The organism is Alkalidesulfovibrio alkalitolerans DSM 16529 (genome assembly GCF_000422245.1).
GTDB classification, from domain to species: Bacteria; Desulfobacterota; Desulfovibrionia; order Desulfovibrionales; family Desulfovibrionaceae; genus Alkalidesulfovibrio; species Alkalidesulfovibrio alkalitolerans.
In genome coordinates this window covers 261,139-278,214 of record NZ_ATHI01000005.1, presented here as the reverse complement: position 1 = coordinate 278,214, position 17,076 = coordinate 261,139, and the positions used below count along the sequence as shown (strand labels likewise).

General features: G+C 65.6%; 13 protein-coding genes and 1 tRNA gene. 9 read left to right on the top strand and 5 right to left on the bottom strand.

Annotation, left to right across the window (positions count from 1 at the left end):
• Positions 1-44 precede the first annotated feature (44 nt).
• Positions 45-121 (bottom strand) — tRNA-Arg (locus DSAT_RS04260).
• Between the two features lie 421 nt (positions 122-542).
• Between DSAT_RS04260 and DSAT_RS04255 the strand changes: the two genes are divergently transcribed.
• The 7 genes from DSAT_RS04255 (at position 543) to DSAT_RS14790 (ending at position 9,208) form a co-directional block, all read left to right on the top strand.
• Positions 543-1,049: a Fur family transcriptional regulator gene (locus DSAT_RS04255; RefSeq protein ID WP_020886359.1), complete on the top strand. Its 507-nt coding sequence runs from the start codon at positions 543-545 to the stop codon at positions 1,047-1,049.
• A gap of 12 nt (positions 1,050-1,061) precedes the next feature.
• Complete coding sequence (gene rbr, locus DSAT_RS04250) at positions 1,062-1,637, top strand: rubrerythrin (protein ID WP_020886358.1); 576 nt, start codon at positions 1,062-1,064, stop codon at positions 1,635-1,637.
• Between the two features lie 102 nt (positions 1,638-1,739).
• Complete coding sequence (locus DSAT_RS04245; protein ID WP_020886357.1) at positions 1,740-3,011, top strand: bifunctional folylpolyglutamate synthase/dihydrofolate synthase; 1,272 nt, start codon at positions 1,740-1,742, stop codon at positions 3,009-3,011.
• A 15-nt stretch (positions 3,012-3,026) separates the two neighbouring features.
• Positions 3,027-4,457 (top strand): L-seryl-tRNA(Sec) selenium transferase, encoded by a 1,431-nt coding sequence (gene selA / locus DSAT_RS04240; RefSeq protein ID WP_020886356.1) that lies wholly within the window; start codon positions 3,027-3,029, stop codon positions 4,455-4,457.
• A 14-nt stretch (positions 4,458-4,471) separates the two neighbouring features.
• Positions 4,472-5,866 (top strand): aminopeptidase, encoded by a 1,395-nt coding sequence (locus DSAT_RS04235; protein WP_020886355.1) that lies wholly within the window; start codon positions 4,472-4,474, stop codon positions 5,864-5,866.
• 190 nt (positions 5,867-6,056) lie between these two features.
• A complete protein-coding gene (locus tag DSAT_RS04230) occupies positions 6,057-7,184 on the top strand; it encodes an FIST signal transduction protein (RefSeq protein WP_020886354.1) in 1,128 nt (375 codons plus the stop codon).
• Positions 7,184-9,208, top strand: coding sequence for a response regulator (locus DSAT_RS14790; RefSeq protein ID WP_020886353.1), 2,025 nt, complete (start codon positions 7,184-7,186; stop codon positions 9,206-9,208). The genes DSAT_RS04230 and DSAT_RS14790 overlap by 1 nt, the downstream gene beginning before the upstream one ends.
• 35 nt (positions 9,209-9,243) lie before the next feature.
• Here DSAT_RS14790 and rnhA read toward each other — a convergent pair whose 3' ends face one another.
• The 4 genes from rnhA to fba form a co-directional block, all read right to left on the bottom strand.
• On the bottom strand, positions 9,244-9,720 hold the full coding sequence (gene rnhA, locus DSAT_RS04220; RefSeq protein ID WP_020886352.1) for a ribonuclease HI: 477 nt from the start codon (positions 9,718-9,720) through the stop codon (positions 9,244-9,246).
• Entirely contained in the window at positions 9,717-10,232 is a 516-nt protein-coding gene (locus tag DSAT_RS04215) for a hypothetical protein (RefSeq protein WP_020886351.1), read from the bottom strand. The genes rnhA and DSAT_RS04215 overlap by 4 nt, the downstream gene beginning before the upstream one ends.
• 90 nt (positions 10,233-10,322) lie before the next feature.
• Positions 10,323-11,315, bottom strand: coding sequence for a type I glyceraldehyde-3-phosphate dehydrogenase (gap, locus tag DSAT_RS04210; RefSeq protein WP_020886350.1), 993 nt, complete (start codon positions 11,313-11,315; stop codon positions 10,323-10,325).
• 59 nt (positions 11,316-11,374) lie between these two features.
• The gene (gene fba, locus DSAT_RS04205) at positions 11,375-12,298 is read right to left on the bottom strand and encodes a class II fructose-1,6-bisphosphate aldolase (protein ID WP_020886349.1); all 924 of its coding nucleotides are present in this window, start codon (positions 12,296-12,298) and stop codon (positions 11,375-11,377) included.
• A gap of 224 nt (positions 12,299-12,522) precedes the next feature.
• On the opposite strand from fba, the gene DSAT_RS04200 reads away from it, so the two are divergent.
• Both DSAT_RS04200 and DSAT_RS04195 read left to right on the top strand, forming a co-directional pair.
• Complete coding sequence (locus DSAT_RS04200; RefSeq protein WP_020886348.1) at positions 12,523-13,818, top strand: hypothetical protein; 1,296 nt, start codon at positions 12,523-12,525, stop codon at positions 13,816-13,818.
• Entirely contained in the window at positions 13,818-16,985 is a 3,168-nt protein-coding gene (locus DSAT_RS04195; RefSeq protein ID WP_020886347.1) for a beta-phosphoglucomutase family hydrolase, read from the top strand. The genes DSAT_RS04200 and DSAT_RS04195 overlap by 1 nt, the downstream gene beginning before the upstream one ends.
• Positions 16,986-17,076 lie beyond the last annotated feature (91 nt).

Below are 17,076 nucleotides of genomic sequence, written 5' to 3'. Positions count from 1 at the left end.
GCAGGCGTTTCCGTGTTCACAGAAACGCCTGCATTGTGATGGCGTGGCGCGCCCGGGAGGATTCGAACCCCCGACCAAGAGCTTAGAAGGCTCCTGCTCTATCCACCTGAGCTACGGGCGCGTATGGTTTGGCGCGGCGGCATTCCCGACCGGAGCGGCCTGGGGTGCCATTTTGCCGCCTCGGGAAGGCCGATGGGGCATGCTACACCGATTCCGCCCCAGGGCGAAAGCGGGGAAAATCCATAAACCGGGCGGGGGAGGGCGGTCAAGGCGGGAATGCCGCGCGCCTCGTCACCAATATGCACGGACGAGCCTTTACCCAGGACCACGACCGATCCTCCAAGGAAGCACCTCCATCGTTCGCGGGACGAGCCGCCTTTTTTCGACCTTTCTCACTTTTTTGGATGTGCGGAAATTTATTCATAAATTGCGCGATGATGCCTTGCCTAAAACGCTCCGGAAGAAAAAAGCCGCTCTTTTTTCAAAAAGTTGTTGACAAGAATCATTCTTATTTTAGAATGAATCCAACAAATGAGCACGACATGAACCAGACCACGCACGAAAACACCACTCAGGGCCGGGCAGGCCGGATGATCGAGTGCATGCGGCGAAGCGGGCTTCGCGTCACGCCGCAGCGAGAGGCCATCGTGCGCCTCCTGGCCGATGACTCCTCGCATCCGAGCGCCGAATCGGTGCATGCCCGCGCGGCCCTGGAACTGCCCTGGATGAGCAAGGCCACGGTCTACAACACCCTGAACAGCCTGATCCAGGCCGGGGTGATCCAGGAACTCGACCTCGGCCACGAGCGCCGCTTCGACGGCCGCACGGACGAGCCGCACGCGCACCTCGTGTGCCGCGTCTGCGGCCGCATCGAGGATGTCGATCTGCCCGAGGGGTTCGACATCGCGGGCCTGGCCGACGCGGGCACAGGCTTTCGCGCCGAGCACGTCCAAGTCAAGCTCACCGGGACATGCCGCGCCTGCGCCGCAGGACCCGAAGCCAGCCCCTCCCCGTGCCGCCGCGCCGGGGGACACATACAACCACGCTAAAGGAGAGCACACATGAAATCCCTGAAGAACACCCGCACCGAACGCAACCTTCTGACCGCCTTCGCGGGCGAGTCCCAGGCGCGCAACCGCTACACCTTCTTCGGCAGCAAGGCCAAGGGAGAAGGTTTCGTGCAGATCGCTGACATCTTCGTCGAGACGGCCGAGCAGGAGAAGGAGCACGCCAAGCGCCTCTTCAAGTTCCTGGAGGGCGGCGAAGTTGAGATCAGCGGCGCGTTTCCGGCCGGAATCATCGCCGACACGCGCTCCAACCTCATCGCTTCGGCCGAGGGCGAGCATCACGAGTATTCAGAGATGTACCCCGGCTTCGCAAAGATCGCCCAGGAGGAAGGCTTCGACGAAATCGCCAAGGTTTTCATGAACATCGCCGTGGCTGAGAAGTTCCACGAGCGCCGCTTCCTCGATTTCGCCGCGAACATCAAGGAAGGCCGCGTCTTCAAGCGCGAGGTCGCGACCACGTGGCGCTGCCGCAACTGCGGCTTCGTTCACGACGGTCCCGAGGCCCCGGATCTGTGTCCGGCCTGCATCCATCCGCGCGCCCACTTCGAGCTTTTGGCCACCAACTGGTAGAACACGCCTCCAAGCGCCTCACGCCTCCACCCGCCCGGCCCGCCACAGGCCGGGCGGGCCTTGCTTCCGCCCTCGCCCGCATGTAGAGCGCCCAAAGACGCCATGCCAAAGCGCTTCGCCACATACGACGCACTGCTGTCCCATCTGGACGCCCTGGGCCTGTTCCACATGGATCTTTCGCTCGGCCGCATGGAGCGTTTTCTCGAACGGACGGGCCTCTCGCGGCCGCCGTTTTACGCCTTGCACGTGGTCGGCACCAACGGCAAGGGTTCCACCTGCGCCTTTCTCGACGCACTCTTGCGCGCCCACGGCGTCGAGACCGGGCTTTACGCCTCGCCGCACTTTTGCGACGTGCGCGAGCGCGTCAAGCGCGACGGCCGTCCCCTCCCGGAGGATGCGTTCCTCGCGGCCGCCAACCGCATCGCCGAACCGGCCGGGGAGCTTGGCCTCACATATTTCGAATTCCTGACCGCCCTGGCGCTTTCCGCCTTCGCCGCCGCTCCCGCCGCTCCCGCCACTCCGGACGACCCCGGCAGCGAGCCGGTGCGCGCGGCCGTGCTGGAGGCGGGCCTGGGCGGCCGCTTCGACGCGGTCACGGCGCTTTCACGCGATCTGCTCGTCTTCACTTCCATCGGCCTGGACCACATGAAGGTGCTCGGGCCCGACATCGCGAGCATCGCCCGCGACAAGGCCGGGGCCATGCGGCCGGGCCTGCCGGTGCTCTGCGCGCGGCAAGAGCCCGAGGCCATGCGCGAACTCGAAAACCAAGCGCGGCTCCTCGGCTGTCCTTTGGAGGTCGTCGAGCCATTGCCGCCGGGCACGCCGCTTGGCCTTGACGGGCCGCACCAGCGCCAGAACGTGGCCCTGGCCCTGGCCGCCTTCCGCCGCGCGGCCGGGCCCTTGGGCGTTTTGTCCGACCCTAAGGCCGAGGCCCGCGCCCTGGCCACGGCCTTTTTGCCGGGCCGCATGCAGCGCGTGCCCGCTGGCGAGGGACATGCGGCCCTCATCCTCGACGGCGCGCACAACGCGCCGGGACTCGCGGCCCTGGGCGCGGCCCTTGAAGAGTCGGGCCAGCGGCCAGGGGCCGTGGTCTTCGCCTGCTTCGCGGACAAGGACGTGCAAGGCCTCGCGCCGTTGGTGCTCGCGCTCAGCGAGGGGCCGGTCGTGGTGCCGCGCCTGAACGTTTCCGGCCGCGAGAGCGACCACGCGGCCGTGGCCCGGATCATCGGGCCGCGCGCCGTGCCCGTGGCCTCGCTGGACACGGCCCTGGCCCTGACCGCCGAACACGGGCTGGTGCTGGTCTGCGGCTCCTTGTATTTGCTGGGGGAGTTCTTTACAAAACACCCTCGGCTGTTGCTTCCCCCGCACGACTGAGCCAAAGGAGCCTGCGTGTCCGCGCTCTTCCGACACCTGCCGTCCATGGACCGCCTTTTGCGCCACCTCGCGGACGATCCCGAGTTGTCCGCCCTGCCGCGCGCCCTGGTGCGCGACTTGGCCGACGCCTTTCTCGACCTCTTGCGCGAGGAGATCAGGGCCGGGGCGGTGCGCGACGAATCCGACCTGTCTATGGAGCGCCTTTTGCCGCGTCTGCTCGCCTTCGTGCGCAGGGGGGCGAGGCCGCATTTTCGCCGCGTGCTGAACGCCACGGGCGTGGTCATCCACACCAACCTCGGCCGCTCCTGCCTGGCCGAGGCCGCGACGCGGGCCGTGACGGACGCCTGCCGCAACTACTCGAACCTGGAGTTCGACCTTTCCACGGGCGCGCGCGGCAGCCGCTACGCGCACGTGGAGAAGCTCATCTGCCGCATCACCGGGGCCGAGGCCGCCCTGGTGGTCAACAACAACGCCGCGGCCGTGCTCATCGTCCTGGACACCCTGGCCAAGGGCCGCGAGGTCGTGGTCTCGCGCGGGCAGCTCGTGGAGATCGGCGGCTCCTTCCGCATCCCGGACGTGATGCGCCGCTCCGGGGCCGAACTGGTCGAGGTGGGAGCCACCAACCGCACCCACCTGCGCGATTACGAGCAGGCCATCACCGAGAACACGGGCATGCTGCTCAAGGTGCATTGCTCGAATTTCCGCATCATCGGCTTCACCAAGGAGGTTCCGCTGGAGGACCTCGTGTCGCTCGGCCGCGCGCGCGGCATCCCCGTGGTCGAGGACCTGGGCAGCGGCAGCTTCTTCGATTTCCGCCAGGCCGCGGGCCTGTCCCTGGAGGAGCCCACGGTGCAGCGGACCGTGGCCTCGGGCGCGGACATCGTGACGTTTTCGGGCGACAAGGTTCTGGGCGGGCCGCAGGCCGGAATCATCGTGGGCCGGGCGGAATGGATCGACAAGATCAAGAAGAACCCACTCAACCGTGCCCTGCGCATCGACAAGATGACCCTGGCCGCGCTGGAGGCCACGCTGCGCCTTTACCTCGATCCCGAGCGCGCCCGGGCCGAGATACCGACCCTGGCCATGATCACGGCCGCGCCAAACGAACTGCGCGCCAAGGCCCGCGCCCTGGCCGCGCGGCTGCGCACGGCGCTTGCCGGGCTGGCCGGGGTGCGCGTCGCGCCGGGCGTCTCGCGCGTGGGCGGCGGCTCGTTCCCCGAGTTCGACCTGCCCACGAGCCTGGTGGAGCTGACCCCGGCCGCGCCCGTGCGCGCGGAGAACCTGCGTCAGGCGCTCCTGGCCACGGACCCGCCGCTCGTGGGTCGCGTGGAGCGCGGCGCGCTCATGCTCGATCCCAGAACCCTTCGCCGCGACGAATTTCCCCTGGTCGCCGAAGCCCTTGCCCAGGGCTTCGCCGCCGCGACCCCTAATCCGGACAATCCCTAAGGAGCGAACGCCGCATGGCCGCCAAGAAAAAGACCCCCGAACTCGAATCCAAGCCCCGCTCGGCGTGGGACGTGTATGCAACCCCCAAGCACCGCAAGGCCATGGACAAGCTGGCCGACGACTACATGACCTTCCTCACGGCCTGCAAGACCGAGCGCGAGACCGTGGACTACGCCCGCGCCCTGGCCGAAAAGAACGGCTTCTCCGAGGACGCCGCGAGCGGCCGGTGGTTTCGCGTCATGCGCGGCAAGACCATCCTCCTGGCCCGCCGGGGCAAGCGGCCCCTGTCCGAGGGCTTCCGCCTCGCGGGCGCGCACTGCGACACCCCGCGCATCGACCTCAAGCAGCACCCGCTCTTCGAGGAGGTGCAGGTGGGGCTGGCCAAGACCCACTACTACGGCGGTATCCGCAAGTACCAGTGGCTGGCGCGGCCGCTGGCCCTGCACGGTGTGGTGGCCCTGAAGGACGGCCGGGTGGTGGAGGTGGTGCTGGGCGAGGACCCGCGCGATCCCGTCTTCACCATCGCAGACCTCCTGCCGCATCTGGCCCGCAAGCAGGCCGAGCAGAAGCTCTCCGAGGCCTTCGACGCCGAAAAGCTGTCCATCGTGCTCGGCCACATGCCCGCCCCGGCCGAGAAGAAGGACGACGAGAACGGCAAGGGCCGCGTCAAGAAGACCGTGCTCACGCTTCTCAACGAGCGCTTCGGCATCGTGGAGGACGACTTCTACAGCGCCGAGTTGCAGGCCGTGCCCGCCGGGCCCGCGCGGCTCGTGGGGCTGGACGGATCGCTCATCGGCGGCTACGGCCACGACGACCGCATAAGCTGCTTCGCCTCCCTGCGCGCCCTGATGGACGCCAAAACCCCCGAGCACACGCAGATCGTCATTCTCTGGGACAAGGAGGAGATCGGCTCGGACGGCTCCACCGGCGCCAAGTCCATGTTCTTCGAATACTGCCTCGACGAGCTCATCGAGGCCTGGGAGCCCAAGACCAAGGCCCGCACCGCGCTCATGAACGCCAAGGCCATCTCGGCCGACGTGCACGCGGCCGTGGACCCGGAGTACCAGGAGCTGCACGAGCGGCTGAACGCCTCGCTGCTGGGCTACGGCCCCACCTTCTGCAAGTTCACGGGTCACGGCGGCAAGTACATGGCCAACGACGCCCACGCCGAATACGTGGGCTGGCTGCGCAACCTTCTGGACGGCGCGGGTATCCCCTGGCAGATGGCCGAACTGGGCAAGGTGGACCAGGGCGGCGGCGGCACCGTGGCCAAGTATCTGGCTGCCTACGGCATGGACATCATCGACTTCGGCCCGCCCATCCTGTCCATGCACGCGCCCTTCGAACTGGCCTCCAAGGCCGATTTGTACGCGACCACCCTGGCCCTGACCGCGTTTTTGAAGTCGTAGGGCTTTCTTCTCAACGAGGCGCGGGTTTTCCCGCGCCTCCCTGCCGAGCCTTGCGCTCTGCGTGTTCCTGTCGCAATTGCAGGGGCTTGCGTTTCGGGCTATCCAGAAGCAGACCACGGCGTCGTCGCGGGATGATCGAAGGAGTCGGACCTTTTCGCTCGCCGACCGCGTCGTTTGACGGGAGGAAGCCATGAAAGCGGGCGCGTCGTTCAGCGGGCACGAGGAGTCCCTTGCCGCAGGCCGTGAGGCCGCAAAATGCGCCGTGGCGGCTTGCGGCCCACCGGTCCTGACTCTCGTCTTCATCACGGACGCTTATGACCCGGAGCAGGTTCTCGCCGGGGTCCGGGCCGTCGTGGGTTCCTCGCGCATCGCGGGGTTTTGCTGCGGCGGTGTGATCACCGCCGCAGGACTTCACTCCCAGGGCGTGGGCGTTTTGGCCCTGAACGGTGATTTTGAGGCCGTGACCACCCTGCAGAACGATCTTGGCCGCGATCCCTACGGCATCGGGCAGAAAGCGGGGCGCGCGGCCCGCGAAAGCGGGCTTTCGAGCGGCACCGCAATCGTCATGCCCGACGGGTTCCAGGCCAATCTGCCGAAGATGCTGCGCGGCCTCTACAGCCAGCTCGGACCGGATTTCCAGTACATCGGCGGCGGCGCGGGCGACAACCTCAAGTTTTTCCAGACCCACCAGTTCACGGAACAAGGCGTGTCCCGCGACGCCCTGGCCGTGACTCTTGTGCACGGGCTTGAGGTCGGCGTGGGCATCGGGCACGGCTGGACCCCCATGGGAGACCCCTTGGCCATCAGTCGGTCCGAGGACAAGCGGGTGTACGAGATCAACGGAGCGCCCGCGTTTCAGGAGTATGCCCGGCGTCTGGGCTTGGGCCAAAGGGATCGGTTCGCCTACGCGGCCATGGAACATCCGCTTGGATTTCCGAACATTTCCGGTCAGTTCGTCATCCGAGACCCGCTACGGGTCAACGACGACGACAGCATCGACTTCATTACGGAGATACCCTCGCAGGCCGTGGGCTACGTGATGGAATGCAGCATAGAAGGGCTCATCGACACAGCTAGGAAGGCCGCTCGGGCCGCCATCCTTCCCGGCGGGAAGCCGATGTTCATGCTGCTTTTCGACTGTATTTCCAGAGCGATGCTCATGGGAGACAGGTTCGACGAGGAGATACGCGCCCTGTGCGAGACGGTCGGGCCTGACCTTCCCATTCTCGGCGCGCTGACCTTCGGAGAAATCGGGAGTCATGACAACGTGCCGTTGTTTCACAACAAAACGACAGTGGTGGCGGTGGGAAGCACCTGATGAACATGATTTTTCCGCATGACGAAGACGCCCCTGGACGGGAGCCGGGCGCGCAGACGCAGGCCTTGCTGCTGGCCGAGCTTTCCGCGTTGCACGAGCTTTCCGGGTTGGCCTTCACCGAATCCGAGGAGCAGCTTGCCGCGGAGGCGGTCGAGAAGGTGACGCGACTTTTCGGGGCCCGCTGTTTCGGGATGATTTCCGGCAGCGGTCGTGCCCGGCGTCTGACCGCCGCCTGGGGAGTCGCCACGCTCGATCAGGCGCAAGCCAGGCTTGACGGCGTCGTGGACGAGTCCCGGCTGCTCAGGCTGGTCTTCAACGAGGGGGGCGAGGACGAGGTCGTCGTCTTCTTCGAGCAGGCCAGGCCCATGGATGACCGGGACCGCAGACTCTACAAGGTCTTCGCGCGCAGGCTGGCGGACAAGATGGCCGCGTTCAGGCTCCAGGCTGAAAACCGTCGGGCCATGGAAGCCCTGCGCGAAAGCGAGAAGATGTTGCGCGAGTCCCAGGAGGCGGCGCGGATCGGCAGCTATGTCGTCGATTTCGCGGACAGTTCCTTCGGGGGCTCGGCCGTGTTCAACGATCTGTTGGGCATTCCCCGGAAGGAGCGGCATTCTCTGGATGTCTGGCCGTCGTTGATCCACCCTCAATGGCGGGACGAGGTTGTGCGGCTGCACGGTCTGGGTCAGCATGAAGGCGGGCGCTTCGACAAGGAATACAAGATCATACGGATGAACGACGGGCAGGAGCGATGGGTGCACGACGTGGGCACGTTCCAGTCCGACGGGCGAGGACAGGCCGTGCGGAAGATCGGCACGATCCGGGACATCACCTCGCGGAAGCTGGGCGAACAGGCCCTGGTCGAGGCCAAGAAGGCGGCCGAGACCGCCAACAAGGCCAAGTCGGAGTTCCTGGCCAACATGAGCCACGAACTGCGCACCCCGTTGAGCGGCATTCTGGGCATGATGGAGCTTTTGGAGATGACGCCGCTGGACGTCAACCAACGGCAGTACGTGCAGATGGCGCTGCGCTCCTCGGACCGTCTCGCCCAGCTTTTGAACGACCTTTTGGACCTCTCGCGCATCGAGGCCGGAAAGATCCATATCCTTCAGGGAGAGTTCTGCACCTCGGACGTTTGCGTTTCGGTCCTCGAACTTTTCTCCTCCACGGCGAGGGAAAAAGGCGTCGCGCTGGAGTGCGTCATCGATCCCGCCATGCCGCAAAAGCTCGTGGGCGACGAAATTCGGCTGCGACAGGTGCTGTTCAACCTTGTGGGCAACGCCTTGAAGTTTACGGATAAGGGCTCGGTCAGCATGGAAATGTCGGTGGTTTCGCCTCGGCGGGGCAAGAGCCTCCGGGTGCTCTTCTCCATATCCGACACCGGCATCGGCATCCCCGAGGAGAGGCTGCGGGACCTGTTCGATCCCTTCGTCCAGGTGGACGGCAACTACGCCAGGGAATACCAGGGCGCGGGGCTTGGGCTGGCCATCGTGCGCAGGCTCGTGGGGCTGATGGGCGGCAACATCTTCGTGGACAGCGTGCTCGGCGAGGGAACCGTCGTGCATGTGGCCCTGCCGTTCGATATCCCCGCACAGGCGCCGCTTGAACCGGAGTCCCAGGAACGGCGTCCGGCTCCGGCGTCGGGCCTTCGCATCCTGCTGGCCGAGGACGACGTGACCAACCAAGTCTCGCTGCAATTGCTTCTGGAGAAGAGCGGGCACAACGTGACCCTGGCCGAAAACGGTCGCCGGGCGCTCGAACTGTTCGCGGAGCGTGACTTCGATTGCATCCTGATGGACGTGCAGATGCCGACCATGAGCGGCGTGGAGGCCACAAAAGCCATCCGGGAGTCCACGCTTCCCGAGGGGAAGAGGAGTATCCCAATCATCGCCCTGACCGCGCATGCCATGGCCGACGACCGGGAGAGGTTTTTGGCCGCGGGCATGGACGACTACCTGGCCAAGCCGGTCAGGGTGGAAAGCCTGATGGAGGCCTTGGAGCGGGCGGTCGCGGCCAAGACGAAGTGATTGGCCAAAGGCGTCTGGCGAGGGCTGGCGTGGAATCACGCCCCGGCGGAAAATCCCTCGTCATCGCGCATGGAGCCGTTGCCCCCGGAGGCGGCCTGACGCGCGAGGCTGTCGCACAATTCGTTGTCCGCGTGGCCCGCATGGCCGCGCGTCCAGTGGAAGGTCACCTGGTGCCGGGCGAGCAGCGGGATGAGTTGACGCCACAGGTCCTGGTTCTTGACCGGCTTCTTGTCGGCCGTGCGCCAGCCGTTCTTCTGCCAGCCCTTGAGCCAGCCCTTGGTGATGGCGTTGCGCACGTACTGCGAGTCCGTGGTCAGATCCACGCGGCACGCCTCGGTGAGGGCTTCGAGCGCGTCGATGACCGCGCGCAGTTCCATGCGATTGTTCGTGGTCAGGCGGTAGCCCTTGGAGAGGATCTTTTCGCTCTCGCCGAAGCGCAGTACGGCGCAGGATCCGCCCGGGCCGGGGTTGCCCAGGCAGGAGCCGTCCGTGAAGACGGTGACGTGTTTCATGAATCGCCTTTGTGGCCGTGAATGGTGTCGAGCCGTTCCCAGATGGCGGCCAGCACGAGCAGGAGCCGCGACTGCCAGTCGGGATCGTCCCAGAAGGTGTCCAGATGGTTGGCCCGAAGGTCGGCCAGGAACTCCTGGCCCAGGGCCGAGGAAAGCAGCGGCGGCAGGCGCAGCACGAGCTCTCCGCGCTGTGGAGCGAGCCCCATGACCACGGTCTTGGCGTCGCTCTCGGGCAGGTCAAGGGGGCGGTCATCCACGATTCGCAGATGGAATTCCATGCCGTAGCGGCTTTTCAGCGCGTCGCGGAATCCCTTGACGAAGCTGCGCTGCTCGTCGTTCAGGTAGCCGCCGAGGTCGGCCACGGACTGACGTTCCTCCATGCGCGAGATGATCCGCTCGTTCTGTTTCCAGAAGGCCCATATCACGGCCGCGAAGACCAGCATCAGGGCCAGCAGGCGCAGGAGGCGCTCGCCGGAGGAGAATCGTTCGCCGTCGGGGAGAAATCGTGACATGGAAAGGTCCGCGTGATTCCGTTACGCCGCAGTTGTGACGAAAAGGGGGGAAGGGAGCGTCCCTTCCCCCGAAACGTCGCGTCGCGTCGTCTACATCGTGGCGGCGACCGTCTTGATGAGGCGAAGGAGCTGGTGGGTGAAGCCCGCCTCGTTGTCATACCAGATCAGAACCTTGGCCTGGGTTCCGTTCATGACCCTGGTGCACAGGCCGTCCACCACGCCGCCGTGAGTGTCGCCGATGAAGTCGGAGGAGACCAGCGGCTCCTCGGTGTAGCCCATGTTCTCGTTGGCCGCGGCTTTGAAGGCAGCGTTCAGTTCATCGGGAGTGGTGGGTTTTTTCAGTTCGCAGATCAGATCCACCATGGAGACGTCGGCCGTGGGCACGCGCACGGCCATGCCGTCGAGCTTGCCGGCCAGGCCGGGCAACACGAGGCCCACGGCCTTGGCCGCGCCGGTGGTCGTGGGCACCATGTTCACGGCTGCGGCGCGGGCGCGGCGCAGGTCCTTGTGTGAGCCGTCCTGGAGGCGCTGATCCATGGTGTAAGAGTGCACCGTGGTCATCTGGCCGTACTGGATGCCGAAGTTGTCGTCGATCACCTTGGCGGCCGGAGCCAGGCAGTTGGTGGTGCAGGAAGCGGCCGAGAGCACGATGTGCTTGGCCGGGTCGTACACGGATTCGTTCACGCCCATGACGATCGTCGCGTCCGCGCCCTTGCACGGCGCGCTCATGATGACCTTCTTCGCGCCGCTGGCCAGGTGACGGGCGTTGGCGTCGCGGTCCTTGAGCGTGCCCGTGGTCTCGATGACCAGATCCACGCCCAGCTTCTCCCAACTCCACTCGCCGGGCGCGTTGCGGGTGACCGTGATCTTCTTCCCGTTGATGACGATGCCGTCGTCATGGGCTCCAGCCTCGCCCGCGAAACGGCCGTGCACTGAGTCGTACTTGAAGAGGTGGGCCAGGTCGGCGTTGCCCGCGCGGGCGTTGACGACCGAAAGGTCCAGGGCGAAGCCGTCGGCGGCCATCAGGCGCGCCAAGTAGCGGCTGATGCGGCCCCAGCCGTTGAAACCGATCTTGATGGACATGGTGTCGCTCCTTTGTGGTCAAGTAATACCTGTCCCGGCGCTTGGCCAGGGTTCGAGGGCTACGCCGCGCCCGAGCAGCCCAGGACGTGGCGGATCTTGTGCCGCACCATGCCGCGTACCGCGTCGCGGGCCGGGGAGAGGTACTGGCGCGGATCGAAGTCGCCGGGCTTTTCGGCGAAATGCTTGCGGATCACGGCGGTCATGGCCAGCCGGATGTCGGTGTCGATGTTGATCTTGCACACGCCGTGGGTCGCGGCCTTTCGCAGCAGGTGTTCGGGGACGCCGCAGGCCCCGGCGATCTGCCCGCCGTAGGCGTTGGCCATCTCCACGAACTCGGGGAGCACCGAGGAGGCGCCGTGCAGCACCAAAGGATAGCCGGGCAGAAGGTTGGTTATCTTCTCCAGCCGCTCGAAGTCGAGTTTGGGCTCACACTTGAACTTATAGGCTCCGTGGCTGGTGCCGATGGCAATGGCCAGCGAGTCGCAGCCCGTGCGTTCCACGAACTCCACGGCCTGATCTGGGTCGGTGTAGATGTTCTCCTCGGCGCTGACCTCGTCTTCCACGCCCGCGAGCACGCCGAGTTCGGCTTCCACCCACACACCGCGCTCGTGCGCGTATTCCACGACCTCGCGGGTCACGCGGATGTTCTCCTCGAAGGAGTGGTGCGAACCGTCGATCATCACCGAGGTGAAACCGCCGTCGATGACCTGCTTGCAGATGTCGAGGTCCTGGCCGTGGTCCAGGTGCAGCACCACGGGCAGGTCGGTCTCCATGAGCGCGGCTTCCATGAGCTTCATGATGTAGTTCTGGCCCGCGTATTTGCGTGCCCCGGCGGAGACCTGAAGGATGAGCGGCGAGCGCTCCTCGGCTCCGGCGGTCATGATGCCCTGGATGATCTCCATGTTGTTCACGTTGAAGGCGCCCACGGCGTATTTGCCCGCGTAGGCCTTGGCGAACATCTCCTTGGGGGAAACGAGCGGCATGCTGTCCTCCGGTTCTGGTCAATGGGTCGAAAAAAACGGGAGCGGGGTGGATACCTCCGATTGTATAGGCAAGCTCCCTGACTGTTGTCAACGAAGCCCCGCCGTCCCCCGCAGCCGTTTTGCCTTGCCATTTTTCCCGCTGTTTGGCTACATGTCACATTGGACAGACAGGGACCGGAAGGTTCCGTTCGTCGCGGCGAGACATCCGGCAACGAGGAGGACACATGCCGAGAAACGTCCCGGAGCGCATTACGACGCTCGCCGAGTTCTACGATCTCATGGACCTGACGGCCGCTGCCCGGCGAGACGCCGTGTGCGCCGTGCTCTCGAACGAGACCCCGCCCGACCTGGCGTTCGATTCCCTGATCCGTGCGCGCGAATGTCTTTTGCGCCTGCCGGGCGAGGGGGCGCGCCGCTCGCTGCTCGTCGAGGAGGGCCTGACCATCGAGGCCGACCTCGCCTACGAATTCGACGAGCTTGATAAGGATCTGATTTTTTTGCGCCACGGCGAGGAGGCCTTGCTCGCGCACTTGGCCGCCATCCATCCCGGCTTCGTCGCGGAAACGGAGGCGCTCGCGGAATTCCTGGCCGGGCACGGCCCCAAAGGCCCCTGGCGGGCCATGCTCACGGACCGCGACGGCACGGTGAACAACTACTGCGGCCGCTACCGTTCGAGCGTGCAGCCCGCCTACAATGCCGTGTTCCTGTGCAGGTTCGCGGCGCAAAAGGCCAGGGACGCCCTGATCCTGACCTCCGCGCCCCTGCGCGGGCCCGGCCTTATCGATGTCTCGGTCATGCCCGTGGGCCATTTCCACCTCGCGGCCTCCAAGGGGCGCGAGTGCCTGGACCGCCAGGGAAAGCGCCACGCCAAGGCCGTGCCCGTGCGCCAGCAGGCCCTTTTGGACAAACTAGCTCACGGTTTGCACGACCTGATCGAAAAGCCGGAGAACGCCAAGTTCGGGCTCATAGGCTCGGGCTTTCAGGTCAAGTACGGCCAACTCACCGTGGCCCGCCAGGACGTCACGAAATCCGTGTCCGGCGCCGAATCCAGGGCGTTTCTGGCCGAGGTGGAGAAGCTTGCGCGCGAGCTCGACCCCGAGGGCCGCGATCTGGTCATCGAGGACACCGGGCTTGACGTGGAGATCGTCCTGACCGTGGAAGGCACGGACAAGGACTTCGACAAGGGGGAGGCCGCGCGCTTCCTCGACCGCGAACTCGGCCTGGGTTGTGCCGAAGGCCCGGTCCTGGTCTGTGGCGACACCTCCTCCGACCTGCCCATGATCCGCGCCGTGGCCGAACTTTCGCCCGCGCCCGCAGCCGTGCTGGTGACGAAGAACCCCGATCTGGCGGCGCGGCTGCCCGAGGTCTGCGGCACGGGCTTCGTCGTTTCCGAACCCGACGTGTTGGTAACGGCCCTGGCCGTGTCGGCAGGCGGGCTGAAAACGAACCTTACCGGACTTTCCGGCTCGAAGGCCGGACGTGCATCCGGCATTTCACACGATAACGGGAGGAACGCGTGATGCACCCTGAACCGCGCGGTGCGGTCTTCGACCTCGACGGCGTCATCACGGCCACGGCCACGGTCCACGCCCTGGCCTGGGAAAAGATGTTCAACGACTTTCTGGAAGGCTACGCAGCCAAGAACAAGACGCCGTTCCTGCCCTTCGACCGCTTCGACGACTACTCACGTTACGTGGACGGCAAGCCGCGCTACGCCGGGGTCAAGTCGTTCCTGGAGGCGCGCGGCGTGAAGCTGCCCTACGGCGACCCTTCCGACTCGCCGGACGAGGAGACGGTCTGCGGCCTGGGGAACAGGAAGAACGATCTGTTCCAGGCCTTCCTGCGCGAGAAAGGGCCGGAGGTCTTTCCCTCCTCCGTGGCCTTCGTGGCGGAACTCAGGGCCGCCGGACTGCCTGTGGCCGTGGCCTCGTCCTCCAAGAACGCCGGGCTCGTGCTCGAGTTGGCCGGGATCGCCGATCTCTTCGACGCCGTGGTGGACGGCGTGGTTTCGGCGGAGCTGGGGCTCGAAGGCAAACCAGATCCGGACATCTTCCTCGAAGCCGCGCAACGCATCGGTGTGACGCCGCCCGAATGCCTGGTGGTGGAGGACGCGGTCTCCGGCGCGCAGGCGGGCGAGGCAGGCAACTTCGGACTCGTGATCGGCGTGGCCAGGACGGGCGAGGCCGGTCTCTTGCGCCGTTTTGGCGCGGACCTTGTGGTCCAGGACCTCTCCGAGACCTGCCTGGAGGATATCCGGCACTGGTTTCGCGAGGGCATAGCCAAAAATGCCTGGCACATCGACTGGCACGGTTTCGATCCGGGCGACGAGAAACTGCGCGAGGCGCTGACCGCCACGGGCAACGGCCATTTCGTCACCCGCGGCGCGGCCGAATCAGAGAAGGCCTCCTTCAATTTTTATCCCGGCACCTACGTGGCAGGGCTCTTCAACACCATGCCGAGCGAGGTGCACGGCCGCACGGTCTACAACAACGACCTGGTGAACTGCCCCAATTGGCTGCCCATCGAGATCAAGATCGGCAACAGCGACTTCAAGAGCCCCCTGTCCATGGAACTGCTCACCTATTGCCATTCCCTGCACATGAAGAAGGGCATGATGCGGCGGACCATCATCTGCCGCGACGGCCTGGGCAGGCTCACGCGCATCCACTCCAAGCGACTCGTCTCCATGGCCGAACCGCACTTGGGCGGCATCCAGTACAGCCTCACGCCGCTCAACTACTCCGAGACCGTGACCATCCGTTCAAGCCTCGACGGCACGGTCATCAACGACAACGTGGCCCGCTACCGGGAGCTGACGCGCACCCACCTCGAACCGGTCTCGGGCGGCGCGGCACAGGACGGGCTCGAACTTCACGTGCGCACCATCACCTCGGGCCACAACATTTACATGCGCGCCAGAACGCGGGCCTTCGTGGGGCGCGAGGAACTGGCCCTGGCCCGGCATGCGTCCTACGAGGAAGGGCTGGCCAGCGAGACCTTCGCCGTGTTTTTGCGTGAGTCGTGCACCGTGGTCGTGGAGAAGATCGTGGCCGTGCACACGAGCCTGCACGACGGCGCAAGCGCCGATCTGCGGGCGCTGGCCGAAAAGAGCCTGGCCAAGGCCCCGACATTCGGGCGTTTGCGTGCGCCGCACGAGCGGGCTTGGAAAAGGCTGTGGAAGGCGGCGGACGTGGAGGTCTTCCACGATCGCTTCGCCCAAAAGGTGCTGCGCCTGCACATCTATCACCTGCTGACCACGGCCGGGCCGCACAACGTGCGCCTTGACGTGGGCATGCCCGCGCGCGGCTGGCACGGCGAGGCCTATCGCGGCCACATCTTTTGGGACGAGCTTTACATCATGCCTTTTTACGAGCTCAATTTGCCGCGCGTGGCCCGCGCGCTGCTCATGTACCGCGTGCGCAGGCTGGACGCGGCCAGAAAACTCGCCCGCGAGTTGGGGCTCGAGGGAGCTTGCTATCCCTGGCAGGCCGCGGACAACGGCGGCGAGGAGACCCAGGAGGTGCACTACAACCCCGACTCCGGCACCTGGGGGCCGGACCTCTCGCGCAATCAGCGCCACGTCTCCATCGCGGTCTTCTACAACCTCTGGCGGCACGCGGCCGTGTCCGGCGACTGGGGCTTCGTGCGCCAGGAGGCCGCCGAGGTCATGCTCGAAATCGCCCGATTCTGGTCCACCATCGCCAAAAAGGGCAAGGACGGCCGCTATCACATCGAGGGCGTCATGGGGCCGGACGAGTTCCACGAAAAACTGCCCGGCGCGAAGAAGGCCGGTCTGCCCGACAACGCCTACACCAACGTCATGGTCGTGTGGCTGTTGGAGCGAGTGCTGAACATGTGGGAGCGGCTGCCTCCGGCGGCGCGCAGGCGTCTGGGCCAGGGCGGGGGGTGCACGCCCGAAGAGGTCGAACTGTGGCGCGACATGACGCGCAAAATGTACGTGCCCGTGACAAAAGAGGGCGTGATCAGCCAGTTCGAAGGCTACATGAAGCTCAAGGAACTGGACTGGGAGCGCTACCGCAAGCGCTACTACAGTATCGGTCGCATGGACCGTATCCTCAAGGCCGAGGGCGACTCGCCTGACAACTACAAGGTGGCCAAACAGGCCGACACCTTGATGCTGTGGTACGTGCACGGACCCGAGGAAGTGCACCGCATCCTGACGCAGCTTGGCTACGACGTGCCGCCGCCCCTCGATCTTTTGCGCATCAACTACGAGTATTACGAGCCACGCACGAGCCACGGCTCCACGCTCTCCAAGGTGGTGCACGCCGTGGTCTCGTCGTCCATCGAAAAGGATGGGGTCTCGTGGAACTGGTTCCAGGAAGCCCTGGAGTCGGACATCAAGGACACCCAGGGCGGAACCACGCCCGAGGGTATCCACACCGGCGTCATGGCCGGAACGCTGCAGATCGTGATGCGCCATTTCGCCGGGCTCGACCTTTCGGGCGAGCACCCGAGGGTCACGCCGCACCTGCCCGAGCGCTGGACCGGGTTGTCGTTCAGCTTCACGCACCGGGGGCTTTGGTACAGGCTTTGGGTCACGCAGGAGCGCGTGACCGTGCGCCTGCTCACGACCTCCAGGCGGCAGGCCGTGGTGATCGTCAACGACGAGCCCTACGCCATTCCGCCGGAGGAGGATTTGGTAATCGATTCGCCGACCGCGTAAGGTGAGGCTGCTGAAAAACCCCCATCTGCGGCGTTGCCGCGAAAAGTTCAAACCCTCGCGTATTGGTAATACGCGTCGGCCTTGAACTTTT